This is a genomic window from Actinomycetes bacterium (assembly GCA_024222295.1).
GTDB lineage: Bacteria > Actinomycetota > Acidimicrobiia > Acidimicrobiales > Microtrichaceae > JAAEPF01.
Map to the genome: position 1 here is coordinate 1 of JAAEPF010000021.1, position 25,331 is coordinate 25,331.

The window sequence follows — 25,331 nt, forward strand, 5'->3', positions numbered from 1 at the left end:
GTCGTCGACCGCGATGTGGCCGCAGACGATGAAGTCGTCGACCGCGATGTGGCCGCAGACGACGAGATCGTCGATGAGCTGCCCGAGGACCTGAATCTGTCCGAGTTCGTGGGTCCGTACACGTTCCCCAACAACAACCGGCGCCGGATTCCCGCGGCGATGTACATCGTGATCGGCCTCGGAGCGGTCTTGGCCTTCCTGGCGCTCGAAGGGGAGTCTGCGCTGGTGAATGCGGGCCTCCTGGCCGCGGGGCTGTTGCTCTTGGCATTCGGTGTGTATGGGATGGTCGCAGGCTGGACGCTGCGCGTCGATGAGACCGATGCGCTGGTGACGGCGTCGAAGCAGGTCGGCTTCGCGGTGGGCCATTCCTCGGCCCAGCAGGTGTGGCACGGGTGGCTGTCGAGGCCGACGTGGCGGATCCTGCTCTACTCGGCCGAGAACCCGCCGCGGCGCCGCGGGATCGTGCTGATCGACGGTGTCAGCGGAGACGTGATCGAGTGGTTCAGCGAGGACAACCCTGAGGACTGGGCCGATCTGGACCCCTCGCGCACATCGCTGTCAGGCGACTGAAGCCGTGCCCGGGCGACTCGGCGTGGCCGGGGCGCGTGACGGGTGCCACACTGGGTGCGACGTCCGCGGTGCTTCCATTCGGGGGCCTACCCGCGTAAAGTGCTAACTACTGCAAGCACTCTGGCCCGCGGCGGGCTCGAGTCGGGCCCCGAGGAGGGCCAGCACATGTTCGACGGACAGTTCCGCACACAGGTAGACGCAGCCATGAAGCCGGTCGGCCGCGGCCTGGCAAAGGCCGGCATCACGGCTGACGTGATAACGGCTGTTGGCCTTGCCATGTCCCTGGCCGCAGGGATCGCGATCGGAGCGGGGGCGTTGAGCCTCGGCCTGCTGCTACTGATCCTCACCGGCATCCCGGACCTGCTCGACGGGGCCGTGGCCAAGGCCACGGGCAAGTCCAGCGTGCGCGGTGCGTTCTTCGACTCGATGGCAGACCGGATCACCGACGCCGTCCTGTTCGGAGCCCTTGCCTTCTACTTCGTGACAGAGGGCTCGAGTCCCTGGCTCGTGGTGCTGCCCGTCGCCGGGTACGCCACGGCGTCATGGGTCTCCTACGTGCGGGCCAAGGCCGATGCACTCGGCTTCGATGCCCACGTCGGGTTCGTCGAGCGGGCGGAGCGCATCATCATCCTGGCCGTCGGGCTGTTGTTCGGCGGCACAGTGCTGGTGGTTGCACTCTGCTTGATAGTGGTCGCGAACCTCGTCACGTTCGGTCAGCGGTTCGTGGCCGTCTGGCGCCAGGCCACCGAGGCCACCCCCGCGCTCTCAGACGCGCTGTCCGACCGCAGGCGGCGCAGGGCCGCCCGATCCTCGAGCAGCGCGGCCGAACGCCGCGCAGCTCGTGCCGAACGCCGGCGCCGCCAGTCGGAGGCCCGGCGCAAGCGCTGAGCCCAACCGGCACAACGACGCCCACGCTGGGGTAGAACACGCCGATGGACATCCCCGTATCGGCGCTGCGTGCCGCATCCGCCGCCATGGCGGTCACACCGGCGCCGTTGGCCAACGTGGCAGCACGCGGGATCGCAGCCGGGATCGCCGGGCTGTCCCCCGACGACCGCAAGATCGTCTCACGCAACCTGCAGCGCGCAGGGGTGCGCTTCAGCGGCCCGTTGGGCGAGGCCCGGGCCGTGCAGTCCGCGTTCGATTCCTACGCCCGGTACTGGGTTGACGTGCTGCGGCTCCCACACCTCTCGAAGCGTGCCGTCGACCACGGAATCACCCTCGATGGCTACGGCATTGTCGAGGACGCGTTGGCCAGCGGCACGGCCCCCATCCTCGCTCTGCCCCACCTCGGGGGCTGGGAGTGGGCAGGCCACTGGTTGAGCACGGTCATGGGGCACAAGGTCGCGGCGGTTGTCGAGGAACTAGAGCCGAGGGAGCTCTACGACTGGTTCGTGGACCTGCGTGAAGGCCTGGGTCTCAACATCATCCCGCTGTCGGAGGGCTCCTCGGCGGTGGCGGCTGCCATCGCCGACGGCCAGATCATGTGCCTGCTGTGTGACCGGGACATCTCCGGCGGTGGCATCGAGGTCGAGTTCTTCGGAGAACGCACGACCCTGCCCGGAGGTCCGGCGCTGATGGCGTTGCGCAGCGGAGCGCCGCTACTGCCAGCCGCGGTGTACTTCCGGGGCAATGGCTGCCACGGCGTGGTGCAGGAGCCTCTCGACACAGAGCGCCGCGGCAAGTTGCGCGAAGACCTCACACGGGTCACCCAGGACCTGGCGCAGGCAATGGAGGGTCTCATCCGGGCAGCGCCGAACCAGTGGCACCTGCTCCAGCCCAACTGGCCGAGCGACTACGAGGCCCTCGGCCGCCCCGTTCCCGGCGCGGACCGGGGCCGGTAACCTGCGCGCCGTGCGAATCGGCCTCGTCTGCCCATACAGCCTCACCATGCCCGGCGGCGTGCAGAACCAGGTGATGGCGCTCGCCCGCGCACTGCGCAGTCGCGGCCACGAGGCCAGGGTGCTCGCTCCGTGCGACGGCCCGCCGCCGGCCGCCTTCGTGGTGCCGCTGGGGGCCAGCGTGCGTCAGCCCAGCAACGGCTCCGTAGCTCCCATCGCACCCGATCCGGCTGCGCAGTTCCGCACCATCCAGGCGCTCTGGGCCGAGGACTTCGACGTGCTGCACCTGCACGAGCCGGGAGTGCCGGGCCCGGCTCTCACCTCGATGTTCGTGAAGCCGGCACCGATCGTCGGCACGTTCCACGCCGCCGGCTCCCAGCCGGCATACGACGTCCTGGGGCCGGTTGCGCGGCGCGTGGGCGCGCGGATCGACTGCAAGGTGGCGGTGTCCCGGGACGCTCTGGAGCTGGCCGCCCCATCGGTCGGCGGCGATTGGGTGACCTTGTTCAATGGCATCGAGCTCGGTGGTCTGCAGAGCGCAACGCCCTGGCCGACCGCCGGTCCAACAGTCTTCTTCCTCGGGCGCCACGAGCCGCGCAAGGGGCTTCCGGTGCTGCTCGACGCGCTCGGCGCCATGCGCGATGACGTCACCATCTGGGTGGCGGGCGAAGGAGACGAGACCGCCGAGTTGCGCCGCCGCCACACCGACAGCCGGATCGAATGGCTGGGTCGCATCGACGATGCCGAGCGGGATTCCCGCATGGTCAGCGCAGACGTCTTCTGTGCACCGTCGCTCGGGGGTGAGTCGTTCGGGATCATCCTGCTCGAGGCGATGGCCGCCGGCACCGCAGTGGTGGCCAGCGCTATTCCGGGATACACGAAGGTGGCCACCGCCGAGGCTCCCGATGGCTCGCTGCCCGCGACGCCTGCGGCCGTGCTCGTGCCCCCGGGAGATGCCCAGGGGTTGGGCAAGGCGATCCAGGGTGTGCTCGACGACCCCGTGGGCACCAAGTCGCTGGTCGACAGTGGTCTGCGACGCGCCGCTGCTTTCGACATGGAACTGCTTGCAGACCGCTACGAGGCCCTATACACGGGGCTCCTCTCCGGCTGATACGGCTCGACGGATTCCGGAGCCGGTCCGCCACTGCAGTAAATTGGCGCAGATGGAGGCGCCTTCGCGATTCGACCAGGCCCTGGCGGCATCCCTGCGAAGGGCGACGGTGGTGGGTGCTGTGGCCGCGGTGGTTCTGGGCGCGCTGTTGGCAGTGTTCGTGCACATCGTCGTGGGTGTACTCGTGATGGTGGTCGCCGGTGCCGCGTGGGTGCTGTGGGTGCAGTCGGCCTTCGCCTCGGCAGCCAGCCGGGTCGTTTCCGACCTCGGTCGACCCGTCGGGCAACAGGACCTGCCTGGCTTCCACAACGCGCTGGAGGGGGTTGCGTTGCTCACGGGCGTCGCCGAGCCCGCAGTGCGCCTGATCGAGTCCCCCGCAGCCAACGCGATGGTGGTTGCCGACCGCGACTCGAGCACCGTGGTGGTCACCTCGGGACTGCTGGAGACCGACAGTGCCGTGCAGGTCGAAGTGCTGGCCGCCGAGCTGCTGTGCCGGGTGCGCGACGGCTCGGCCCGCTACGCCACGCTCGTCGCGGGCCTGCCTGCACCGCTCAAGGCCGCTGCCGGCCTCGGATCTGCGAGCCTGGCGGCCACTCTCGGCGAGCAGCGCGCGCTGGATGGCGACTTCGACGCGGTGGCGGTCACCCGGTACCCGCCGGGGCTGATCGCTGCGCTGGAGGAGATGACCGAACGAGGGACTGCGGTGCACGGTGCACAACCGCAGACAGCCCCGCTGTGGATTGCACCGGCCGTGGGTATCGACGACGGCGTCGATCCAGCCGTCGACCGCACGGCCAACCAGCCGATCGAGCACCGGATCGCAGTGTTGCGGGAACTCTGAGAGAAGACAATGGGCGAAGAGACAAACGACGAGGCGGACGCGGACGCGCGCGAGGCTGCCGATAACGCGGACTCGCACGAGGCTGCCGATAACGCGGACTCGCGCGAGGCTGCCGACGACGCGGACTCCCAGGAGTCCGGAAGCGACGGGGCCGAGGAGCCCGAGGCGATTCCCGTGGTGAGGCGCAACCGCCAGGAGTCGACCAACCAGCGGGGCCGGGTGTTCGGCCTCGTCGGCCTGGTGGCGTTACTCGTCGTCGGCCTGGTCGGATGGTGGAGCCCGTGGTCTTCCCAGGCGGCGGACCCGAGGCCCGTGTCGGCTACATCCACCACGAGTGCCGCTCCGATCCCGGAGGAGGTCGCGAGCGGGCCCGTTGCGCCCCTGACCGGGATCCCGGTCGCGGGTGAGGACGCTGCTCGGCTGATGAGGCCTGCGCTGGTTTCCAAGATCGATGGCGACCGCAAGGCGATGCCCCAGGAGGGGCTTGATTCCGCAGACCTGGTGATCGAGGTGCGGGTGGAAGGCATCAGTCGCTACCTGTCCGTATGGCACAGCAGCGCGGTCGACACGGTCGGCCCCGTTCGCTCGGCGCGCACGACCGACCTCGACCTGTTGTCGATGTTCGCGAAGCCACTGTTCTCCTATTCCGGTGGCAACGCGGGCGTGCTCAGCTCACTGCGTCGGGCTGACTGGTTCGTGGATGTGTCCCACGACGCCGTGCCGCCGGCCTACAGCCGGGAGCAGGGCCGCGTTGCCCCGCACAACCTCATGGCCGACACGGGGATGCTCTGGGATCGAGCGCCTGACGTTCTCGCCGTGCCGCCGGCGCAGTTCGAGTACCTGGCGCCCGGTGAGGTCGCGCCCGGCGAGGCGGTGCCCGCCTTCGCCGTCTCGGTCGGGTCAGAGGCGCGCTTCGCGTGGGACCCGGAGTTGGGCGGCTGGCGCCGCTGGGCCTACGGCATCCGCCACGACAGCACATCGGGTGCGCCGCTGGCACCCAACAACGTTGTCGTCATTGCAGTCGACTACCGATCCTCAGCTGCGGACCGGGCATCTCCCGAAGCCGTGAGCGTGGGCAACGGCGCCGCATGGGTGTTCACCCAGGGCTCGATGCAGGAAGGCGTGTGGTACCGCGACGACATGTTCTCCACCTGGGAGCTGACCGATGTGTCCGGTGAACCCATGAAGCTAACGCCCGGCACCACCTGGGTTGCGCTGGCGGACGCCGAGCCGCTCGGGCTCGGTGAGGCCGAGGCCGCTTCGCTGTTGGCACCGCCGCAGGGCTGACCACCCGGCGAACCCGCTTCAGGCCCGATGAGGGCGACCGTTACACTGCCCGTCATGTCCGACAATCCCTCCTCGCCATCGTCTGCAAGCCCCAGCCCCGCCGGGGGTTCGGGCTCGGCGGATCCCGTCGCAGGTCGCGAGACCGGCACCCGACTCGTCAAACGGGGCCTGGCGGAGATGCTCAAGGGCGGAGTCATCATGGACGTCGTGACGCCCGAGCAGGCCAAGGTGGCCGAAGACGCGGGTGCTGTGGCCGTGATGGCCCTCGAGCGGGTACCGGCGGACATCCGCGTCGAAGGCGGCGTGTCGCGCATGAGCGACCCCGCAATGATCGAGGGCATCCAGTCGGCGGTGACCATTCCCGTGATGGCCAAGGCCCGCATCGGTCACTTCGTGGAGGCCCAGATCCTGCAATCCCTCGGCGTCGACTACGTGGACGAGTCAGAGGTTCTTTCCCCGGCCGACGAGGCCCACCACATCGACAAGTGGGCTTTCACGGTGCCGTTCGTGTGCGGCGCCACCAACCTCGGCGAGGCCCTCCGGCGGATCTCCGAAGGTGCGTGCATGATCCGCTCCAAGGGTGAGGCCGGTACCGGCAACGTGGTGGAGGCGGTACGCCACCTGCGCTCGATCCTCGGTGACATCCGACGGGTTGGACAGGCCGATTCCGCCGAGCTCTTCGACTGGGCCAAGCAGCTGCGCGCGCCGCTCCCGCTGGTGCAGGAGGTTGCAGAGACCGGTCGTCTGCCCGTGCCCATCTTCTGCGCAGGCGGCCTGGCGACACCCGCCGATGCCGCCATGGCGATGCAGCTCGGCGCCGAGGCCGTCTTCGTGGGATCAGGCATCTTCAAGTCCGCCGACCCGGCCCCGCGGGCCAAGGCGATCGTGGAGGCCACCACCCACTTCCAGGATGCCGACATCCTCGCCAAGGTGAGCCGCGGACTCGGGGCACCGATGACCGGCATCGGCATGGACGAGCTCGACGTTCACCTGGCGGATCGCGGTTGGTGAGCGCGGTTCCGGCTGTGCGCAGACACCCTCGGAACCGACCGTGAAGGTCGGCGTGCTGGCGCTGCAGGGCGCGTTCGCCGCCCACGTGTCGGCGCTCGAGGCAGTGGGCGTCGCGGCGTTCGAGGTGCGCAAGCCCTCAGAGCTCGACATGGCCGACCGTCTGGTCATCCCCGGCGGGGAGTCCACGACCATCTCGATGATGCTCGAGCGTTCCGGGCTCGAAAGGCCTGTGGCGCAGTGGGTTGCCGCCGGCCGGCCGGTGCTCGGCACCTGTGCCGGGGCGATCCTGCTCGCCCGTTCGGTGAGCGATGGGCGCGGCGACCAGCTGAACTTCGGCGCGCTCGACATGTCGGTTCGTCGCAACGCCTTCGGTCGCCAGCGCGAGTCGTTCGAGGCCGACCTCGAAGTGGCCGGAGTGCCGGGCGGGGCATTCCATGCCGTGTTCATCAGGGCGCCGCGCATCGAGTCGGTCGGAGAGTCGGTGGAGGTGCTGGCCACCATAAGCGGCTCGCCCGCACTGGTACGGTCCGGGCCCGTCATGGCCTCCACGTTCCATCCCGAGTTGGCTGCTGACCCCAGGATCCACGAGTTGTTCTGCACTGCCCGCTATGAGGGCTCCACTCCCGACCGGGGCTCCGCGCCCGACCAGAACTGAGACACAGGTAGGAACATGTCCGGACATTCCAAGTGGGCAACCATCAAGCACAAGAAGGGTGCCGCTGACGCCAAGCGCGGAAAGCTCTTCGCCAAGCTGATCCGCCAGGTCGAGGTCGCGGCGCGCAACGGCGGCGGCGACCCGGACATGAACCCCACGTTGCGCACGATGTTCCAAAAGGCGCGCGATGCCTCGGTGCCGCTCGACACCATCGAGCGGGCGATCAAGCGCGGCACCGGTGAGCTCGAGGGCATCTCCTACGAGGAGGTGACCTACGAGGGCTACGCACCAGGCGGCGTGGCAGTGATGGCCGAGGCGCTCACCGACAACCGCAACCGCACGGGTTCCGACGTGCGTTCCACCTTCACCAAGCTGGGCGGCTCGATGGCCGAACCAGGGGCGGTCTCATGGCAGTTCGAGCGCAAGGGCATCGTGCTCGTGCCCGCCGGAGTCGACGAGGACGACGTGATGATGGCGGCACTCGAAGCGGGCGCGGAGGACGTCTCCGACGCGGGCGAGTTCTGGAGCGTCACCTGCGAGGCGACCGATACCAACTCGGTTCGCGAGGCACTCGAGGGGGCCGGGATCGAGGTCGAGTCATCGGACCTGTCGATGGTGCCGACCTCGCAGGTCGAGGTCGCCACGGCCGAGGAGGCCAAGCCCGTCCTGCGGCTGCTCGAGGCGCTCGACGACCTCGATGACGTGCAGGCGGTTCATGCCAATGCGGACATGTCCGACGAGGCCGCTGCGGCCCTGGAGGACTGACTTGGGAATCTCGGTCGGCGACGTCGCTCCTCTGTTCACGTTGCCGGCCGTGGATGGTCGCAGCGGAGTCGTGTCCGAGGTCTCGCTTGCGGACCACCTCGGCTCCCCGGTCGTGCTCGTGTTCTACCCGGCCGACGACTCACCGGTGTGCACGGCACAGCTCGCCGCCTACACCTCCGAAGTCGCCCGGTTCGAGGCCCTCGACGCCACGGTGCTCGCCATCAGCCCGCAGTCGGTCGAGTCCCACAGCGCATTCGCCGAGGCCAACGGAGGATTCGGCTTCGAGTTGCTCAGCGACGAGGACCGCTCGGTGGCGGCCTCCTACGGCGGAATCGGCCTGCTCGGGCTCTACCGACGCTGTGTCTACGTGATCGACCGCGAGGGCAAGGTCGGCTGGATCCACCGCTCCATCGGCCCAGGCCTGCGCTTCCGCTCCGCCGATGACCTCGTGTCCGCGGTCGAGTCAGCTCTCTGACCCGGCCGGCGGCCCACCTACTGGGCCACGCCCAGTAGCCGGTTGCGGGTCACCGATCGGACGCCCCGGTGCAGGCTGAATATCGCCACCACCCAGGCCACACCTCCGAGAATCCACCCGGCGGCGCCACCGGTGCCCATTAGCGAGCCGGTCGACTGGCTGTAGGCGAGCCCGATGAGCGGCAGCGTGATCAGCCCCGAGGCCTGCTGGGCGGCCGCAGTCGACTTCACCCGTGCCGAGAGCCGGAGCACGAGCGAGAGCGTCAGCAAGAGGAACGGTGGAATGATCCAGAGCATCATCACCCACCACTCCTGGGTGGGGAAGAACCAACCCCCGACCTCAGGGCCGACGGTCATGTTGACGATCAGCGAGTAGGTGCCGAACCCGACGATCGTCGTGACGTAGCCGGGCACGACACTGGCGATGAGCTTGCCCATGTAGATCTCGCGGGTGGATGCGGGGGAGTGGGCGAGGAACTCGCCGGTGCCACGCTCGCGCTCACCCACGATCGTGGCCGCGCCCACGGCCGTGGAGATCGTGAGGGGCACGACGACTGCAACCGGGGCGAACAGGAACACCGCGAGCGCGTAGGCGGTCCGCCCACCCGGAGTACTGCCCTGTATCTGCTCCTGGGCGGCCGGAGGCAGGATCGACAGCGAGTCGCTGATCCGCACGGCCACGTTGGTGTTCTCCACGTTGGTCAGCGTGATCAACAGTACGAACGGCACCGCCACGAAGAACAGGAAGCCGAGCGCGAGCATCGGAAGCAGGTAGTCCTTGGACCGCAGGAGCTGGCGGAGGTCGGTACGGGCAACCACCCACATGCGATGCCACTCGAACGCCGCGGTCTCGACCCTTCCGCCGCGGGGTGAGCTGTCGGGGGTGACAGCCGGTTCGGGAGAGGTCGCCGCGGTCATGATTCTTCCTCCGACGGCAGGGCCGTCTGGTCGGGTAGGGGCTGCTCGGACGCAGGCCGGCCGTATTCATCGATCGCGTTGGGCACCGTGATGGTCGGCATCCGGTCGGCGGTGGTCGATCCTGGGCCCATGCCGGCGCTGGGTGCCAGCACCCCGTTGGCGACCGGGTCGAGCACAGCTTCGACCTCGCGGCCCGAGGAGCGAGCGCCGGGCGACAGCTGGCGTCGGATGAGGAAGTAGAGGTCCTCGAGCGTCGGGCTGAACGGCTCGACCCTGCTGAGGCGGACTCCATCGGCCACGAGGGCCGACACGAGGTCTGGGATGCGACCCAGGTCGTCGAGTTCGATCCGCGCACCGGTGGCGTCGCGCCGCATGCCGAGTACTCCTGGCCAGGTGCGCATCCGTTCCAGCAGCCTCGGGTCGTCGGTGTCGATCGCCACCGCCGGATGTGGCCAGAAGCTGCGGGTGAGGTCGGCGGGCGAGCCCGAGATCAGGTCGGTGCCGCCCTCCATGATCACTATGTGGTCGGCCAGTCCTTCGGCCTCCACCAGCAGGTGGGTGCACATCACCACGGTGCGTCCGCCCGAAGTCATCTCGCGGATCAGCTCCAGCACAGCCGTCGACGACTCGGGGTCCAGCCCGGATGTGGGCTCGTCGAACAACAGCAGCTCGGGGTCGTGCAGCACCGAGCGGGCAAGCGCCAGGCGGGTCTTCATGCCGGTCGAGTAGCCACCGACCAGCGAGTCCAGTGCCGCTCCGATTCCGAACCGCTCGGCGGCCTCGTCAATGCGCCTGTCCTTGCCCGACCGCACGCCGTAGAGCTCGGCCGCGTAGTCGAGGTTGTCGCGTCCTGACAGCCGGTCATACAGCGCCGGCTTGGCTGACACGACACCGCATCGCGGCCGCACTCGGTGGCCGTCCGCATCCGGGTCGAGGCCGAAGGTGCGCACGATCCCGCTGTCGGGTCGCAGCGCCCCGGTGATCGCCCGCACCGCAGTGGTCTTGCCGGCCCCGTTGGGGCCGAGCACGACGGTGATCTCGCCCTCGGGCACCGTCAGGTCGAGGTTCCGCAGCGCTTCATTGGCAGCGAAGCTGTGGCCCACGCCCGCCAGCTCCACGATCGGACGGTTGGGCGGCCCCGCCGGCGGTGAAGCGGTGGCTTCGGCTGGCGCCGCGGCAGGCTGGGGTGGCGTCTCATGGTTCGTCATCGCAATGTGCCCATCGGTCGATGCCCGCCGTTTCTCAAGCATTCACCGAAGGGACCCATGGCACACGCCGGGGGATCCACCGCCGTTTGGGTGTCGCTGTATACGATCGAACCTGTGTTCGTCCTGGGTGTGGATCCCGGCCTCTCGCGGTGTGGCTACTGCGTGCTCGACGCGTCGACACGGCGCAATCGAGCCGTGGCGCTCGGGGTTCTGCGAACCGACCCGGCCGCGCCCACCCCGCAACGCCTCGCCGAGCTCGCCGACGACATGCGGGCCCTGCTCGGTGAATTCGGCCCGGAGGCACTCGCGATCGAGCGGGTGCTCTTCCAGGTCAACGCGAGCACGGCAATGGGCGTCGGCCAGGCTGCCGGCGTGATCATGGCCGAGTCGGCGGCGCGTGGCATGCAGGTCGCCGAGTACTCACCCAACGAGGTCAAGGGGGCCGTCGCCGGGTTCGGTGGCGCCGACAAGGAACAGGTCTCGAAGATGGTCCAGATCCTGCTCGAGTTGCCACAGCCCCCGAGACCGTTCGACGCGGCCGACGCGGCCGCAGTGGCGCTGGCGCACGTCGCGATGACGAGCGGCCGTGCCTGCACGGGGTCGGTGCTGTGATCGGCTCGCTGCGCGGCACGGTCATCGACCGCAGCGGCACCGAGCTGCTGGTGGAGGTGGCCGGCCTGGGATACAGGGTGCAGGTCACGCCTACCGCCGCCGCTGCGCTGCCCGTCAACGACGACGTGTTCCTGCATGTTCACCACCACAGCCGCGAAGACGCCGAGGTGCTCTACGGCTTCACCACCCTCGAGGAGCGCAAGGTGTTCGAGACCCTGATCGGCACCCACGGTGTGGGCCCCGCTCTCGGCCAGGCGATCCTCTCGGTGCACGATCCGGTTGCCCTGTCCGACGCTGTGGCCAACGACGACAGCGCTGCGCTGTGCCTGGTGCCCGGAGTGGGTCGCAAGACCGCGGCCCGGCTGCTGGTCGAGCTCAAGTCGCGGTTGGTCGTGGCTGACATCGACGTCTCCGACGGCGGCTCGCTCGACGCTGCGGGTGCCAACCAGTCGGTCCGCGGCGACGTGCGCGAGGCGCTCGTGGGGCTCGGCTATGGCGGCGAGGAGATCGCTGGTGTCCTCTCGGACCTGCCGGAGGGAGCCGACTCGGGCGAGGCGTTGCGAGAGGCGCTCAAGCGGCTGGCGGTCGCCTGATGGCCCGCGACGAGCTGCTCGACCCGACGGAACTGGCCGAGGACTCCGGCGCAGCGCCGCGGGCCGCTGACGAGGTCGACCTGCGCCACGGCGGCGTCGAAGCCGAAGCCGTGGCGTCGCTGCGCCCCCACCTGCTCGACGAATTCGTCGGGCAGACCGAGCTGAAGGCCCGCTTGCGGGTGATCCTGGAGGCTGCCCGTCGCCGCGAGCAGGCTTCTGACCACCTCCTGTTCGCCGGTCCACCCGGGCTCGGCAAGACGTCCCTCGCGGGCATCGTCGCCGCCGAGATGGGCGTGGAGCTCCAGGTCACATCCGGGCCTGCTCTGGAGCGTCCGGGCGACCTCGCCGCGATCCTCACCAAGCTCGAAGAGGGCGACGTGCTCTTCATCGACGAAATCCACCGGCTGTCACGCTCGGTCGAAGAGGTCCTCTATCCGGCGATGGAGGACTTCCAGCTAGACATCGTGCTGGGCAAGGGCCCGGCGGCGCGCTCGATCCGCCTCGAGATCCCGCGATTCTGCCTTGTGGGGGCGACGACACGCACCGGACTCGTGACCGGTCCGCTTCGCGACCGGTTCGGACTGGTCGCCCGCCTCGACTACTACGACCCCGAGGACCTGGAAGCGATCGTCGTGCGAGCCGCGTCGATACTCGGCGCCACGATCGACGACGAGGGCGCCTGCGAGATCGCCGGGCGCAGCCGCGGCACGCCACGCATCGCCAACCGGCTGCTGCGCAGGGTCCGTGACGTGGCCGAGGTCGAAGGCGATGGTTCCATCGACGGCGACATGGCCCGCGCCGGGCTCGAACTGTTCGGCATCGACGACAGGGGGCTCGACAAGGTCGACCGTGCCGTGTTGTCGAGCCTCTGTGAGCACTTCGGCGGTGGACCGGTCGGGTTGTCCACGCTCGCCATCGCAGTCTCAGAGCCGGCGGAGACCGTCGACGAGGTCTACGAGCCCTACCTCATCCAGCAGGGTCTGCTGCTTCGCACGCCGAGGGGACGGGTCGCCACGCCGGCGGCCTGGCGGCACCTCGGCCTGGTGCCGCCTGCATCGTCGTTCCCCACCGAGGATCCGTCACTGTTCGACAGCCAGTAGGCGGCCGGCGCCGGGCCCGGTTTCACCGCTTCGTTACCCGTCGGTAACATAGCGGCCATGGAGCGCGACATATACACCGAGGAACACGAGCTGTTCCGCGAGGCCTACCGGACCTTCGTGGAGCGCGAACTGGTGCCCAACCGCGACAAGTGGCACGCGGCGGGCATCACCGACCGCGAGATCTTCGTCAAGGCGGGCGAGAGCGGCTTCCTCGCCATGGACGTGCCCGAGGAGTTCGGCGGGGCCGGGGTGAAGGACCTCCGCTACAACAACATCATCGCCCAGGAGATCTGCATGGCCGATGTGTACCCGCACGGCATGGGCATGACCCTGCACTCCGACGTGTGCCTGCCCTACTTCACCGAGTGGACCACCGACGAGCAGAAGAAGCGCTGGTTGCCGGGCATCGCGAGCGGCGAGCAGATCACTGCGGTCGCCATGACGGAGCCCGGCATCGGGTCGGACCTCGCGTCCATGGGCACAACCGCCATCCGTGACGGCGACGAGTACGTGCTCAACGGGTCGAAGACCTTCATCACCAACGGCATCAACGCGGACCTCGTGATCGTGGCGGCCAAGACCGACCCGAGCGAGCGCCACAAGGGGATGTCGCTGCTGATCGTCGAGGCAGCGAGTGAGGGCTTCGAGCGTGGTCGCAACCTGGAGAAGATCGGGTTCCATGCCCAGGACACCGCCGAGCTGTTCTTCAACGACGTGCGGGTCCCGGCGGAGAACCTGCTGGGCAACGAGGGCGAGGGCTTCCTGCTGCTGGTCAAGAACCTGCCCCAGGAACGGCTCTCGATCGCCATGGCGGCGGTCGCGCACGCCAGGGCAATGCTCACGTGGACCATCGAGTACGCGAAGGAGCGCCAAGCCTTCGGCCAGCCCATCGGCAACTTCCAGAACAGCCGCTTCAAGCTCGCCGAGATGCAGACCGAGATCACCATCGCCGAGGCCTTCATCGACAAGTGCATCATGGCGCTCAACGTGGGCGAACTCACCGCCGAGGAGGCGTCCATGGCCAAGTGGTGGACGACCGAACTGCAGAAGCGCACCGCGGACACCTGCGTGCAGCTCCATGGTGGGTACGGCTACATGGAGGAGTACGCGATCGCGCGTGCCTACACCGACGCCCGGGTGCCGACCATCTACGGCGGCACTACCGAGATCATGAAGGAGATCATCGGCCGCTCCATGGGCTTCTAGTTCGGCAGCCGGGGTGCGCACCGACGACCTCGACTACGAACTGCCCGGGGAGCGGATCGCGCAGGTCCCGGTAGAGCCGCGCGACTCGGCGCGCCTCCTGGTCGATGTCGGCCCCGGCACCGAGCCCGCCGACGCCACCGTCGCGGACCTTCCTCGCCGGCTCGACCGCGGTGACCTCGTGGTGCTCAACGACACCCGCGTGCTGCCGGCCCGCGTCGCCGTGCGTCGCAGCACAGGTGGTGCAGGCGAGGTGCTGTTGCTGGAGGAGCGGGCTGACGGGCGGTGGGAGGCACTCTGCCGTCCCTCGCGCAAGATGGCCCCTGGTGATGTGGTCACCTCCGGTGGAGGTCGGATCGACTTCGAGGTGGGAGACGACCTGGGCGGCGGCCGCCGTCTCGTGCGCCCGGTGGTGAAGGGGGGTCCGTTCGTTGGCAACGACCAGGCGCCGCTGCTCGGTGCGCTCGAGGCCGAGGGCGAGCTGCCACTGCCGCCTTACATCACCGAGGCTCTCGGAGATCCAGAGCGCTACCAGACGACCTTCGCAAGACGGCCCGCCTCTGCCGCCGCGCCGACGGCAGGCCTGCACGTCACCCAGGGCTTGCTCGCCGCCCTCGCCGAACGGGGGGTGAAGGTGGCCACGGTGGAGTTGGTGGTGGGGCTCGACACGTTCCGGCCGGTCACCAGCGAGCATGTTGAGGACCATCCGATCCACACCGAGCACTACCGCGTGCCCGAGCGCACCTGGCACGAGGTCAAGGCCACCGAGTTGGAGGGCGGAAGCGTCGTGGCGGTGGGCACCACAACGGTGAGGGCCCTGGAGTCAGTCGCCCACACGGGCAACCTGGCCGGCCGCACCGACCTGTTCATCACGCCGGGCTTCGACTTCCGGGTGGTGGACCGCATGGTCACCAACTTCCACCTGCCCCGCTCGTCGCTGCTGGCGATGGTGCAGGCGTTCGTGGGGTCGCGCTGGCGGGAGCTTTACGCCGAAGCGATCCGGCGGGGGTACCGGTTCCTCAGCTTCGGCGATGCCATGCTGCTGACCTGCACTGCGAGTTCACCGTCCGGCGCGACGCCGCAGGGGTGAGTGAGGTGTGATGAGGCAATGATGGGTGCAGCATGAGGCTCGAGGTCGACGTCCAGGCGAGTGATGGTGCTGCGCGCAGGGGCACGGTGGTGACAGCCCGCGGCAGCTTCGAGGTGCCGGCGTTCATGCCGGTCGGCACCCGCGGCACGATCCGTGCGCTGAGCACCCACGAGCTGGCCTCCTTGCGCAGCTCTGAGGACGAGGCTGTTGATGTGATGCTGGCCAACACCTACCACCTCATGCTGCGTCCCGGCGCCGAGGTGGTCGCACGGCTGGGTGGCCTGCACGCGTTCAGCGGATGGGGCGGGCACATGCTCACCGACTCCGGTGGCTACCAGGTGTTCTCGCTCGATCCACGCGTGACCGAGGAGGGGGCGGAGTTCCGGTCCGCCTACGACGGGTCCACGCACATGCTCACGCCGGAGGGTGCCGTTCACACCCAGGAGCTGCTCGGCGCCGACATCCAGATGGTGCTCGATGTTTGCGCGCCCCTTCCCTCGGACCGGCGAACGCTCGGCGCGGCCGTGGATCGCACGCTGCGGTGGGCCGAGCGTGCCCGGGGGTCCCACCGGCGCACCGGGGACCAGGCGCTCTTCGGCATCGTGCAGGGCGGGGCCGATCCCGAGCTGCGGGCGGACGCAGCCACCCGCACGGTGGCACTCGACTTCGACGGGTATGCAGTCGGTGGCCTGTCGGTGGGGGAGACCCGCGAGGACATGCTGCCGGCACTCGAAGCGGCCGTGGCCCACCTGCCGGCCGACCAGCCCCGCTACCTGATGGGAGTGGGAGATCCGGTGTCGATCGTGGAGGCCGTGGCCCGCGGGGTCGACATGTTCGACTGCGTGCTGCCCACCAGGCTGGCCAGGCACGGCACCTTGCTCACCGACGGCGGCCGGCTCAACATCAAACGTGCCGAGTTCGCGGACAGCGACCTCCCCGTCAGCGGCGAATGCCGGTGCCCCACCTGCACCGGCTACCCCAGGGGTTACCTGCGACACCTGATGGCCGTGGGGGAACCGGCCGCAAAGACGTTGTGCACCATCCACAACCTGACCTGGATGCTGGACCTCGTGTCGTCGATACGCAGTGCCATCACCGCCGGCACCCTCGCAGAGCTGCGCTCCCGCCTCGCCGCAGCGCATGGCGACATGGCCCCGGGCACAGCAGAGGATTCGGGGCGGGGCGGGCGAAGGTCCTAGCATCCAATCCCTGTGACACTCGAACTTCTCGCAAGTGGTGGTGACACGGGAGGCAGCCCCCTGGGCCTGCTCATCCTGTTGTTGCCGATTGCCGCAATCATCTTCCTGACAGTCGTGCCCCAGCGGCGTCAGCGCGCCAAGCAGGCCGCGCTGATGTCGAACCTCGAGGTGGGCGACGAAGTCGTCACCATCGGTGGCATTCACGGCGTCATCAACCACATCGAGGATGACGTCGTACACCTCGAGGTCGACGACGACGTGGTCATGAAGATCGGGCTCGGAGCAGTCAGCCGCAAGGCCGCGGAGCCGGATCCGAACTCGCCCGCATCCCGACAGCGCGGGGGCATCATGGGCGCCCTGATGGGTGGAGGTGCAGCCGATTCCGCTGCGTCCTCCGACCCGGACGGTGACTCCGAGGGCCAGTCCGAGGGTGATGCCGCCGGAGACGGCGACCAGGACGACTGAACCTGATGCGACAACACCCGCTGCGCAACATGCTGATCGTGATGGGGCTGGCCGTGGGTCTGCTGATACTCACGATCGTGCTCGGGCGGTCTCCCACACTCGGCCTCGACCTGCAGGGCGGTGTCTCGGTCAACCTGCAACCGGTCGACGAGAGCGGTGCGGTGGTGGACGACATCCCCGACGAGCAGCTCGACGAGGCGATCGGCATCATCCGCAACCGTGTGGACGCGGTCGGCGTGACCGAGCCCGAGGTGAGCCGGCAGGGCAACACGATCACCGTGCAGCTGCCCGGTGCCTCCAACCAGCAGGACGTGATCGACCTCGTCGGCACCACCGCCCGGCTGCGATTCCGGCCGGTGCTCCAGGTGCTCGGCCCCGAGCTCGACGAGGAGCAGCGCTCCGAGGTCGAGGCCGAGGTGGAGCGCCTGCGCGGCGAGGCCGGCATGCCCGAGGGGGTAACGACCCGCCAAGTGGTCGAAGAGGAAGTGGCCGCGGCTACTGCGGCAGCCGAAGCGGATCCCGAGGCTGCTCCGCCCGAGGGTCCCCAGAACCAGTGGGGCGTTGACGTCAACAGCGAGAGCTTCCAGGGGCTCGTGCAGGCCGAGACGCTCCTCGAGTCGCAGGTGACGCCGCGCGAGGAGATCGAGCGGGACCAGGAGGTGACGCTGGCCGATGGCGAGGGCAACCTCTACCGCCTGGGTCCAACCTACAGCTCCGGTGACAACTGGCTGGAGGGCGAGGCCGTGGAGGACGCGACCAGCGGACTCGACCCGCAGGGCCAATGGACTGTCACGCCCACCTTCCGGGAAGGCCCGGAAGGCATTGACCTGTTCAACCAGATCGCTGCGCTCTGCAACGCCGGCGACCCCAGCACCTGCCCGGCCCAGCCGGGTGGCCTCGGACAGCTGGCGATCGTGCTTGATGGCGAGGTCCTCACTGCGCCGTCGATCCAGCAGCCATCGTTCTCGCGGGACCAGATCCAGATTTCCGGTGCATTCACCCAGGACAGTGCCCGTGATGTGGCCGTGGCGCTGCGCTACGGCTCCCTGCCACTCGAACTCGTGCCCCAGCAGGCGGAGACGGTTTCGGCCACCCTCGGCGAGGGTGCACTCCGTGCCGGGATCATCTCGGGCCTGATCGGGCTCCTGGCGGTCTTCGTCTACCTCTTCGCCTACTACCGCATGCTGGCGCTCATCACCCTGGCGAGCCTCTCCACCTCGGCGATGCTTCTGTGGTCCGCGATGTCGTGGCTCGGTGCCACCGTCACCCTCGCGGGCGTGGTCGGACTCGTGGTGTCAATCGGTGTGGCAATCGACTCGAGCGTCGTGAGCTTCGAGGGCATCAAGGAAGACGTGCGCAAGGGCGCCACCGTGAGGTCCGTGGCGGAACGCTCCATGACCCGGTCGTACTCCACCATCGTGAAGGCCGACACCTCCTCGCTGATCGGCGCCGCCGTGCTGTACTGGCTGTCGATAGGCCCGGTGAGGGGCTTCGCCTTCTACCTCGGCGCCGCGACCCTGCTCGATCTCTTCTCGGCCTTCTTCGTCCTGCGACCCGGAGTGATGTCCCTGTCCCGCTCGGGTGCGGGCAAGGCCCCCGGTCGTCTGGGAGTCCCGATCGATGACCTGCCCGAAGAGACGCGCACCAAGGTTACCGGCGGTGCCGCAGCAGCGGAGGTGGGTGCGTGATGGGTGTCCTGAAGCGCATGTACCGCGGCAACAACGACTTCGACTTCCCGAAGTGGTTCCCCCGCGCGGGGCTCCTGTCAGCCCTGCTGTGCGTCGGGTCGATCATCACGATTGCGGTCCAGTGGGTCCCGCTGTCCATCGACTTCGAAGGCGGGTCGGTCTGGGAGGTGTCCTCGGACAGTTTCACCGCGGAGCAGGCGGAAGCGGTGATCACGGAAGCCGGCGGGGTCGAGGGCCGTACCGTCACCGTGGACAAGGTCCAGGCGGCCGAGACGGTCGACGGGGAGCGGACGCTGCGGATCTCGGGACGGGTCGAGATCGACCAGCCCGAGGAATCCGACGCAGAGGAGGTCGCCTCGGAACGTCGTGAGACCACCGTGGAGGTGGGTGCCGAGATCGCGGACTCGCTCGCTGAGGCGGCCGGTGTCGACGCCGAGGATGTGAGCGTCAACACGGTCGGCAAGACCTGGGGTGACGACATCACCCGTCAGGCGCTCGTGTCGCTGATCGTGTTCATGGTGTTGGTGACGCTCTACATCAGTTGGCGCCTCGAGTTCCGCATGGCCATCGCCGCTCTGGCCGCCGTGGTGCACGACATCCTGATCACCGTCGGTGTCTATTCACTGTTCCAGATCACCGTTACGCCGGCGACGGTGATCTCCTTCCTGACGATCCTGGGCTTCTCGCTGTACGACACGATCGTGGTGTACGACCGGGTGCAGGACAATGCCGACCGGCTCGGGCGCACGGGGCGCTACACCTACACGGCGGTGATGCGGCGCTCGCTCAACCAGGTGCTGATGCGATCGATCAACACTTCGATCACGACCTTGTTGCCGATCATCTCCATGCTCGTCGTGGGCAACTTCATGCTCGGCCAGAGCACGATCGGTGACTTCTCGCTGGCGTTGCTGATCGGTCTCATGCTCGGCACCTACTCGTCGCTGTTCGTGGCGTCGCCGATCACGGTGCTTCTCAAGGAGCGCGAGGGCCGCTGGCGGGAGATACGCACCCGGATCGAGAACCGGGGCCAGGACCCCTCCGACACCGCCTGGTACGGCCTCGGCACCGAGCAGCGCGCGGCCTCCACGGCTGCGGTCACCGGTGCACCGAGCTCACCGCCGGCCGAGTCAGCGAAGCCGGCCACCGGCACCGGACTCACTCCGGGCGGCCATCCGCCCCGGCCGCGCAAGAAGAAGCGCCGCCGCTGAGCGCGCCGCTCGCGACCCGGTCGCTGCGGGGTGCTTGACGACCGCCGGTAGATTGGTGGGATGACGACCGGAGTTGCGACACAGCGGGGGCCACGTTGCCCACGATGACGCGCGTGTTGCCGTGGCGGCGCCACACGGTTCCCCAGGCCATGGAGGTCAAGGGAATCGTCGAGGAGTACCGCAACCTGCACCCCAAGAAGCCCACCGAAGCGATCACTGCGGCCCACGAGCTCGCCGCCCGCTGGCACGAGGGGCAGTTGCGCCGCAGCGGCGAGCCGTATATCACCCACCCTCTCGCGGTGGCAGCGATCGTCGCCCGCTACGGGATGGACGACACCACCATTGCGGCGGCCCTGCTGCACGACGCCGTCGAGGACACCGGTCTCACCCTGCTGGAGGTCGAGGCACAGTTCGGTGTCGAGGTCGCCGAGATCGTCGACGGTGTCACGAAGCTCGAGCGGTTCGAGTTCGACTCCAAGGAAGCCCAGCAGGCGGCCACGATGCGCAAGATGCTCGTGGCGATGGCCAAGGACATCCGCGTCCTGGTGATCAAGCTCGCGGACCGGCTGCACAACATGCGCACGATCGCAGCGATGCCGACCGCCAAACAGACCCGCACGGCGCGCGAGACACTTGATGTGTACGCGCCCCTGGCGCATCGGCTCGGCATGGCCGAGATGAAGCAGCAACTCGAAGACCTCTGCTTCGCTGCACTCAACCCACCGATGTTCGCCGAGATCGACCAGATGGTCGCCGAGCGCACACCGCAGCGCGAGGCGTTCATCGAGGAGGTGCTCGACGAGGTCCGCGACCGCCTCAAGCAGATGGGCATCAAGGCCGAGGTGACCGGTCGCCCGAAGCACCTCTGGTCCATCTACGAGAAGATGGTGCTCAAGGGGCGGGAGTTCGACGAGATCTTCGACCTCGTCGGCGTGCGCGTGGTCGTGGAGTCCACCAAGGACTGCTACGCGGCCCTGGGCACGATCCATTCGCTGTGGGCGCCCGTGGCCGGACGGTTCAAGGACTACATAGCGATGCCCAAGTTCAACCTCTACCAGTCGCTGCACACGACGGTGGTGGGGGTGAGTGGGCAGGTACTCGAGGTGCAGATCCGCACCCAGGAGATGCACAACCGCGCCGAGTGGGGGGTGGCGGCGCACTTCTCCTACAAGGAAGGCCCTTCCGAGGACGTCGCCTGGCTCAACCGGATAGTCGACTGGCAACAGGAGATGACCGATCCGGGCGAGTTCATGGCCAACCTGAAGATCGACCTCGAACAGGACGAGGTGTTCGTCTTCACCCCCAAGGGAGACGTGGTCACGCTCCCGGCGGGTGGCACGCCCGTCGACTTCGCCTACGCAATCCACACCGAGGTCGGCCACCGTTGCATCGGTGCCCGCGTGGGCGGTCGCCTGGTGCCCCTCGACGAGAAGCTCCAGGTCGGCGACACCGTGGAGATCTTCACATCGAAGGTGGCCGGTGCAGGTCCGAGCCAGGACTGGCTGACCTTCGTTGCCAGCCGGTCGGCCGCGGCGAAGATCCGCCAGTGGTTCAGTCGGGAGCGTCGCGAGGATGCTCTGGAGTCGGGCCGCGAGGAGTTGCTAAAGGAGCTGCGCAAGGCTGCGTTGCCGAGCCAGAAGATCATGTCGGGCGAACTGCTCGACGAAGTATCAGGCCAGCTCAAGTACACCGACGCCGACGCGATGCTCACAGCGATCGGCGAGGGTCATGTCTCGGCCGCCTCTGTTGCCCAGCGAGTGGCAAACCTGCTGCGCACCGCCGAGGACGACCGAGAGGACGTGGTGGCCAACCCGGTCATGTCACCGGGGCGGCGTCGCGGTCGCAAGGTCGGCGTGCACGTGGAGGGCTTCGACGACATGCTCGTGCGCATCGCCCGCTGCTGCACCCCCGTACCCGGCGACGAGATCGTCGGCTTCATCACCCGTGGCAGGGGAGTGTCGGTGCACCGCACCGACTGCGCGAACGCCGTCTCGCTGAAGGAGGGCCAGGGCGAGCGGATGCTCAACGTCGACTGGGACTCCGACAGCACCGGCGACTTCCTGGCCCTGGTCGAGGTGCGTGCCCTCGACCGGCCGCGCCTGTTGCAGGAAGTCATCAGCGTGCTATCCGAACACCGGGTCAACATCGTGTCGAGCACCAGCCACGCCGGCGGCGACCGGGTCGCCACCATGCGCTTCGAGTTCGAGCTCGGCGACTCGTCACACCTGGACACCCTGCTCAACACGCTTCGCACGATCGACAGCGTCTACGACGCCTACCGGGTGTTGCCCGGAGCCGCCAGCAGCTGAGCCTCAGGTTCGGGTGGCGACCTGACCGGTGTAGGTGAACCTGCTCTTGAGTCGTAGCCAGCGCGACTCCCACAGCCGCCAACTGATGGCGGCCAGCACGTAGGACAGTCCCAGCGTCACCGTGATGGCAAACGTTGCGTCGACGATTGGGATCCCAGTCGGCGTCATGTCCTTGACGGGCTGGGCGATCGGCATCGAGAACACGTAGATCGCATAGCAGTAGGCACCCAGTTTCAGCATGAACCTGCTGCCCAGCCACCGGGTGGGTCGCGCGGGTAGTGCGCCGGTGTAAGCGGCCACGACCCATGCGACGTAGCCAAGCTCGAGGGCCACGAGCGACCCGTACATGCCGTACGGGTACAGCGGCACGATCAGCAGCAACGGCACGGCCCACCAAAGCTTGGCTCCCCAGCGCATCAGACCGGCGGCCTTCTCGCGCAACTCAGGGTTGAGCAGCACGATTGCCGCCGCGGCGCCCAGCGCGAGGCCGTCCAGGCGGTTGAATGTGAAGTAGTACGCCATGTTCTTGCCCCACACCGTGTAGGAGAACCCGCGCAACACGATGGAGAAGGCAGCGACGCCGAGCGCCACCGCCAGCATCCGCTCCGGACGCACACGGCGCACGATCACGGGCCAGCCCAGGTAGAACTGCTCCTCGATGGACAGCGACCACAGGTGCGTGAGACCGGCGAAGGCGATGGTGCCCTCGAATGCCAGAAGGTTGTTGACCTGGTACAGCCAGCCCCACAGCTGGTTGTCCAGCAGGTTCTGCGCCTCGGGATACCCGACGGCCTCGTGGACGTCGAAGTGGATCGCCAACCAGGCGAAGAGCAGCGAGATCGCGAGGAACGCGTAGTAGAGCGGGAAGATCCGCAATGACCGGCGGGCGTAGAACAGCCGGAAGTAGTCGGATCGCTTGCGCGTGCGCATCAGGATCGTCGTGATCAGGAAGCCCGAGAGCACGAAGAACAGGTCCACGCCGGTCTGGAGCATCAGGCCACCCGTGAACGCGGGAGCAGCGTGGTGCATCAGCACCATCAACACGGCCACCCCGCGCAGCCCGTCGAGCAACTCGACCCGCGAGATGACGCCCCCATCGCCCCCAGACGCCATACACAGAGTCTGCGCCAGCCGCGGTGGGTGGTCAAACCCCGGCCGTTCCTGCGCCGGTGCGGCTAGGTTCGGACAATGGTTCTCGAGCCTGGCCCTCTCAGGGTGATCCGCAACGCCTTCAGCACGAAGGGCGAAGTCCTCGACGACATCCGCCGGCTGGACCTGTGGCCGACCACCTATGTGTCGGACCGCATGGAGGAGTTGCCCCTTCACTGGCACGGCTTCGACAACTGTGGCTACGTGCTCGAAGGGAGCAGCTACATCCTCGACGAGTCCGGTGAGCGTGTCCCGCTCGGTCCCGGCGACAAGCTGGAGATTCCCGCCGGTGCGGTGCACGCCGAGGGGGAGGTGACCGAGCGAATGGTCTACCTGGTGGGTCTCCCGATGGCGGCCAACCTGTTCGACGTGCTCATAGAGCTCAATCCGCCGGAGACGAGCCCACTCGCCGGAACCTGACGCCGGGGCCGTTCACCGGCCGCGGAACACAGGCTTGCGCTTCTGCATGAATGCCTGCATGCCTTCGATCAGGTCCTCGGTGCCGTTGCAGGCATTTACGGCCTCGCGCTCGATGTCGAGGGCCTCCTCCAGTGGAGCGTCACCCGCTCCGACGACGCAGCGCAGCACCCCGGCGACAGCGACCGGTGGGAGCGCCGCCAGTTCCTCGGCCAGGGCCCTGGCAGCGGACTTCAGTTCGTCCATTGGATGCACCTCGTGCACGAGGCCGATGTCGAGTGCCTGCATCCCGTCGATCTTGCGCACCCGCAGCATCATGTCGAGGGCGTTGGCGCGGCCCACGGTGCGCGTGAGGCGCGCGGTGCCGCCCCATGCGGGCACGGTGCCGAGGTCGAGCTCCGGCAGGCCGATGCGCGCTCCGTGATCAGCTGCGAGGCGGAAGTGGCAGGCAAGCGGCAGCTCGAGCCCGCCGCCCAGGCAGTAGCCGAAGAGCGTGGCGATGGAGGGCTTCTCCATCGACTCGATCATGCCGAGGACCCTTCGGCGTTGGTCGAGGATCTCGTCGAACGCGCCGTGCTCGTTGCCGGCGCTCACGAGCTGCTTGAGGTCCATGCCCACCGAGAAGTGCTCGTCGCCGGCAGCGGTGAACACGATCGCGCGCACCGATGGGTCGGTGGCGGCGCGGTTGACGGCCTCTTCGAGCGCGTTCATATAGGCGAACGTCATCCGGTTGCGCGGAGGATCGACGTTGGTGAGGGTCAGGACCCCACCGTCCTGTTCGACCAGGAGAGCGTCATCATCTGAACTCATCCGCCGAAGCTACAACGCGGTCGCGCGTATTCGCGGTGCGCTCGAGTCGCCGTGCGCTGGAGCAGCCGCAGCGTGCTCAGCCAGCCGCGAGTCTCGTCAGTACGAAGGCAACCTCGTCCTCATAGCCATCGCGCGGGTGCACCACGGCGCTGGTGGAGTTGCCGAACTCGCTGTACCGAAGTGTCATCTCCTGACCCGAAACCTCTGCCGGGTCCGTGCGGTGCCATGGCAGGCTCAACGTGTCTAGCTCCGACCTCGTCGAACCCCAGCCCACGAGGATGATCCTGTGTGTGGTTGCCACGACATAGCGGGGCCACCGGTTCCTCCCGCCCTCGACGACGCAGTCGACCTCTTCGCCCTCACAGAGCAGCGGCTGGATGCGGCGCCGTAGCCGCAACGGCAGCGCCGAGAACCCGCGCAAGGATCCTGGTGGCGCAATCATCGGCCCGGAGACCGCGGCCTCGACTTCGGAGGGGTCGACGGGCTCGCGGGGAGTTGCGTCGTGGTGGACGTCTTCGCCGAGGTCAGCAGTCGCTCCGAGCTCCGGCAACTCGCGTTCGTGCGGGCCGGTGTCGATGAGGCGCGTGGACGCGAGTGCGGCCGGGCTGGCCTGTTCGTCGGCCGGCGGGCGCTCGTTGAGAGCGCTCGCAAGGAACTCGAGCGCCCCTTCACCATCGCTGGTGAGATCGATGATCTCGTCCTCCATCGGGTCGATTGTCCGCTGCGTCACGGCCAACAGCCATGGGTAAATCACCCGACCCAAGGCCGCGATTCGAAGCGGATCCCTTGCGTGGGGCATTTTCG

26 protein-coding genes are annotated in these 25,331 nt (G+C 68.3%); 21 read left to right on the top strand and 5 right to left on the bottom strand.

All coding sequences use genetic code 11. The features are described 5' to 3' along the window. The 10 genes from GY812_05310 to GY812_05355 form a co-directional block, all read left to right on the top strand. Nucleotides 1-570, top strand: a 570-nt coding sequence (locus tag GY812_05310) for a hypothetical protein (protein MCP4434908.1), incomplete at its 5' end; no start/stop codon positions are given. 99 nt (nt 571-669) lie between these two features. After that, entirely contained in the window at nt 670-1,458 is a 789-nt protein-coding gene (locus tag GY812_05315; GenBank protein MCP4434909.1) for a CDP-alcohol phosphatidyltransferase family protein, read from the top strand. Nucleotides 1,459-1,502: 44 nt separating this feature from the next. Continuing rightward, on the top strand, nt 1,503-2,414 hold the full coding sequence (locus tag GY812_05320) for a phosphatidylinositol mannoside acyltransferase (GenBank protein MCP4434910.1): 912 nt from the start codon (nt 1,503-1,505) through the stop codon (nt 2,412-2,414). 10 nt (nt 2,415-2,424) lie between these two features. Beyond that, complete coding sequence (locus tag GY812_05325; GenBank protein ID MCP4434911.1) at nt 2,425-3,522, top strand: glycosyltransferase family 4 protein; 1,098 nt, start codon at nt 2,425-2,427, stop codon at nt 3,520-3,522. Between the two features lie 52 nt (nt 3,523-3,574). Continuing rightward, nucleotides 3,575-4,363: a hypothetical protein gene (locus GY812_05330; GenBank protein MCP4434912.1), complete on the top strand. Its 789-nt coding sequence runs from the start codon at nt 3,575-3,577 to the stop codon at nt 4,361-4,363. Between the two features lie 9 nt (nt 4,364-4,372). After that, entirely contained in the window at nt 4,373-5,650 is a 1,278-nt protein-coding gene (locus tag GY812_05335) for a DUF3048 domain-containing protein (protein ID MCP4434913.1), read from the top strand. Nucleotides 5,651-5,704: 54 nt separating this feature from the next. Further along, on the top strand, nt 5,705-6,661 hold the full coding sequence (gene pdxS, locus GY812_05340) for a pyridoxal 5'-phosphate synthase lyase subunit PdxS (GenBank protein ID MCP4434914.1): 957 nt from the start codon (nt 5,705-5,707) through the stop codon (nt 6,659-6,661). A 40-nt stretch (nt 6,662-6,701) separates the two neighbouring features. After that, nucleotides 6,702-7,316, top strand: a complete 615-nt coding sequence (gene pdxT / locus GY812_05345) for a pyridoxal 5'-phosphate synthase glutaminase subunit PdxT (GenBank protein ID MCP4434915.1) — start codon at nt 6,702-6,704, stop codon at nt 7,314-7,316. A gap of 15 nt (nt 7,317-7,331) precedes the next feature. Then, entirely contained in the window at nt 7,332-8,081 is a 750-nt protein-coding gene (locus GY812_05350; protein ID MCP4434916.1) for a YebC/PmpR family DNA-binding transcriptional regulator, read from the top strand. 1 nt (nt 8,082) lies between these two features. After that, nucleotides 8,083-8,556 (top strand): peroxiredoxin, encoded by a 474-nt coding sequence (locus tag GY812_05355; protein MCP4434917.1) that lies wholly within the window; start codon nt 8,083-8,085, stop codon nt 8,554-8,556. Nucleotides 8,557-8,573: 17 nt separating this feature from the next. Here GY812_05355 and GY812_05360 read toward each other — a convergent pair whose 3' ends face one another. Next, complete coding sequence (locus GY812_05360; protein ID MCP4434918.1) at nt 8,574-9,473, bottom strand: ABC transporter permease subunit; 900 nt, start codon at nt 9,471-9,473, stop codon at nt 8,574-8,576. Then, on the bottom strand, nt 9,470-10,681 hold the full coding sequence (locus GY812_05365; GenBank protein MCP4434919.1) for an ABC transporter ATP-binding protein: 1,212 nt from the start codon (nt 10,679-10,681) through the stop codon (nt 9,470-9,472). Before GY812_05365 ends, GY812_05360 begins: the two co-directional genes overlap by 4 nt. A 57-nt stretch (nt 10,682-10,738) precedes the next feature. Between GY812_05365 and ruvC the strand changes: the two genes are divergently transcribed. The 10 genes from ruvC (at nt 10,739) to GY812_05415 (ending at nt 22,151) form a co-directional block, all read left to right on the top strand. Further along, nucleotides 10,739-11,293: a crossover junction endodeoxyribonuclease RuvC gene (ruvC, locus tag GY812_05370; protein MCP4434920.1), complete on the top strand. Its 555-nt coding sequence runs from the start codon at nt 10,739-10,741 to the stop codon at nt 11,291-11,293. Next, nucleotides 11,290-11,886 carry a Holliday junction branch migration protein RuvA gene (gene ruvA / locus GY812_05375; GenBank protein ID MCP4434921.1) on the top strand — a complete coding sequence of 199 codons (597 nt, stop codon included), beginning with the start codon at nt 11,290-11,292 and terminating at the stop codon, nt 11,884-11,886. Before ruvC ends, ruvA begins: the two co-directional genes overlap by 4 nt. Continuing rightward, nucleotides 11,886-12,986, top strand: a complete 1,101-nt coding sequence (gene ruvB, locus GY812_05380; GenBank protein ID MCP4434922.1) for a Holliday junction branch migration DNA helicase RuvB — start codon at nt 11,886-11,888, stop codon at nt 12,984-12,986. Before ruvA ends, ruvB begins: the two co-directional genes overlap by 1 nt. A 57-nt stretch (nt 12,987-13,043) precedes the next feature. Beyond that, nucleotides 13,044-14,192, top strand: coding sequence for an acyl-CoA dehydrogenase (locus GY812_05385; GenBank protein MCP4434923.1), 1,149 nt, complete (start codon nt 13,044-13,046; stop codon nt 14,190-14,192). Between the two features lie 13 nt (nt 14,193-14,205). After that, nucleotides 14,206-15,279: a tRNA preQ1(34) S-adenosylmethionine ribosyltransferase-isomerase QueA gene (queA, locus tag GY812_05390; protein ID MCP4434924.1), complete on the top strand. Its 1,074-nt coding sequence runs from the start codon at nt 14,206-14,208 to the stop codon at nt 15,277-15,279. 32 nt (nt 15,280-15,311) lie between these two features. Continuing rightward, nucleotides 15,312-16,478, top strand: coding sequence for a tRNA guanosine(34) transglycosylase Tgt (gene tgt / locus GY812_05395; protein ID MCP4434925.1), 1,167 nt, complete (start codon nt 15,312-15,314; stop codon nt 16,476-16,478). 12 nt (nt 16,479-16,490) lie between these two features. After that, nucleotides 16,491-16,943 carry a preprotein translocase subunit YajC gene (gene yajC / locus GY812_05400; protein ID MCP4434926.1) on the top strand — a complete coding sequence of 151 codons (453 nt, stop codon included), beginning with the start codon at nt 16,491-16,493 and terminating at the stop codon, nt 16,941-16,943. Nucleotides 16,944-16,948: 5 nt separating this feature from the next. Next, a complete protein-coding gene (gene secD, locus GY812_05405; GenBank protein ID MCP4434927.1) occupies nt 16,949-18,631 on the top strand; it encodes a protein translocase subunit SecD in 1,683 nt (560 codons plus the stop codon). After that, nucleotides 18,631-19,842 carry a protein translocase subunit SecF gene (gene secF, locus GY812_05410; protein ID MCP4434928.1) on the top strand — a complete coding sequence of 404 codons (1,212 nt, stop codon included), beginning with the start codon at nt 18,631-18,633 and terminating at the stop codon, nt 19,840-19,842. The genes secD and secF overlap by 1 nt, the downstream gene beginning before the upstream one ends. A 95-nt stretch (nt 19,843-19,937) precedes the next feature. Further along, complete coding sequence (locus GY812_05415) at nt 19,938-22,151, top strand: bifunctional (p)ppGpp synthetase/guanosine-3',5'-bis(diphosphate) 3'-pyrophosphohydrolase (GenBank protein ID MCP4434929.1); 2,214 nt, start codon at nt 19,938-19,940, stop codon at nt 22,149-22,151. 3 nt (nt 22,152-22,154) lie between these two features. Here the strand turns inward: GY812_05415 and GY812_05420 are convergent, their stop codons facing one another. Beyond that, complete coding sequence (locus GY812_05420) at nt 22,155-23,264, bottom strand: acyltransferase (GenBank protein MCP4434930.1); 1,110 nt, start codon at nt 23,262-23,264, stop codon at nt 22,155-22,157. Nucleotides 23,265-23,339: 75 nt separating this feature from the next. Between GY812_05420 and GY812_05425 the strand changes: the two genes are divergently transcribed. Then, nucleotides 23,340-23,720: a cupin domain-containing protein gene (locus GY812_05425; GenBank protein MCP4434931.1), complete on the top strand. Its 381-nt coding sequence runs from the start codon at nt 23,340-23,342 to the stop codon at nt 23,718-23,720. Between the two features lie 12 nt (nt 23,721-23,732). Here GY812_05425 and GY812_05430 read toward each other — a convergent pair whose 3' ends face one another. Together GY812_05430 and GY812_05435 are read right to left on the bottom strand one after the other, a co-directional pair. After that, nucleotides 23,733-24,527, bottom strand: a complete 795-nt coding sequence (locus GY812_05430) for an enoyl-CoA hydratase/isomerase family protein (GenBank protein ID MCP4434932.1) — start codon at nt 24,525-24,527, stop codon at nt 23,733-23,735. A 76-nt stretch (nt 24,528-24,603) separates the two neighbouring features. Beyond that, a complete protein-coding gene (locus GY812_05435; protein ID MCP4434933.1) occupies nt 24,604-25,233 on the bottom strand; it encodes a hypothetical protein in 630 nt (209 codons plus the stop codon). Nucleotides 25,234-25,331 lie beyond the last annotated feature (98 nt).